The sequence below is a fragment of the Saccharopolyspora spinosa NRRL 18395 genome (assembly GCF_000194155.1).
In the GTDB taxonomy this organism is placed as follows: Bacteria; Actinomycetota; Actinomycetes; order Mycobacteriales; family Pseudonocardiaceae; genus Saccharopolyspora; species Saccharopolyspora spinosa.
This window is the reverse complement of the sequence record NZ_GL877879.1, coordinates 1,846,587-1,847,464: the sequence shown is the minus strand read 5'-3', so window position 1 is coordinate 1,847,464 and position 878 is coordinate 1,846,587. Positions and strand designations below refer to the sequence as shown.

Genomic DNA, 878 nt, shown 5'->3' with positions numbered 1-878 from the left:
GGTGCCCCTTTTTCTTCTATTGTCCGGGTTAAAGGGGCTTACTTGTCGGGCTTCCGTGGCGGAATGCCGCGTTGGCTGGCATTGTCGCTCCGGTTTCGGGTGCGCTACACCGACTGCGCGCATGACGAGAGCGGTGAGGGGCGATGCCTGGTCAGGAACGTTGGTTTCTGCTGGCGGCTCCACCGTTGCGGAGGCCACGGGCGAGGTGTCTTGGCTGGGGTTGCCAAGCGCGCTCAAGACGAATCGCCCAGGTGGGGCCGGAGGCCTTTACTCGCGTGACAGCTGTGCGCACAAGACGGCCTGCGGCGTGGGGGTCTTGGTGTTCTGCAATGAACTTCGCGGTCAGCGATGTGGCCGGTCGATCCCGGCCGTGGTTCTGATGTGTCGTTGGATGCCGCGTTACCGGAGACTGTCACACCCGGGTCTGGGTCTAGGGCGTTGGCGGATCCGGACAGTGGTGCTATGTCTGTGGGGCATGAGTCCTCGCCGGGTGGCTTGACTGGCCGGGAGGGGTATTCTGGTGCGGATTCGGTTGCGGGGCGTGGGGTTTCGCATCGCGAAACCGCTGGAGCGGGTCTGCCGGAATCGGCGGTGTTGTCGGTGGATGGGGCGCAGGCGGTGCCGTCTCTGCAGCAGGACCGGGTGGTGGCGGCGCGTTGGGAGCTGCCGGTGGACGCGGTCCGGGTGCCGGTGCCGGCGGATGTGGTTGCTGGTGGCGGGTTGATGGAGTTCGTGCGGGGTGGTGTCGCGGATTCCTCGGGTGGGCCTCTGCTGTTGGTGTCTCAGAGCAATTCGAATGCGGGTGTGGTGGTGTCGTCGGGTCAGGGTTCGGCCCTGGCCCAGGGTGTGAGGCGTGATGTTGTTGCGTTGATGCCGGG

General features: G+C 65.6%; 1 pseudogene. It reads left to right on the top strand.

Features of this window, described 5'->3' with window-relative positions:
• Positions 1-600: 600 nt before the first annotated feature.
• Positions 601-878, top strand: a pseudogene (locus tag SSPN_RS55540) (hypothetical protein); the annotation flags it as partial.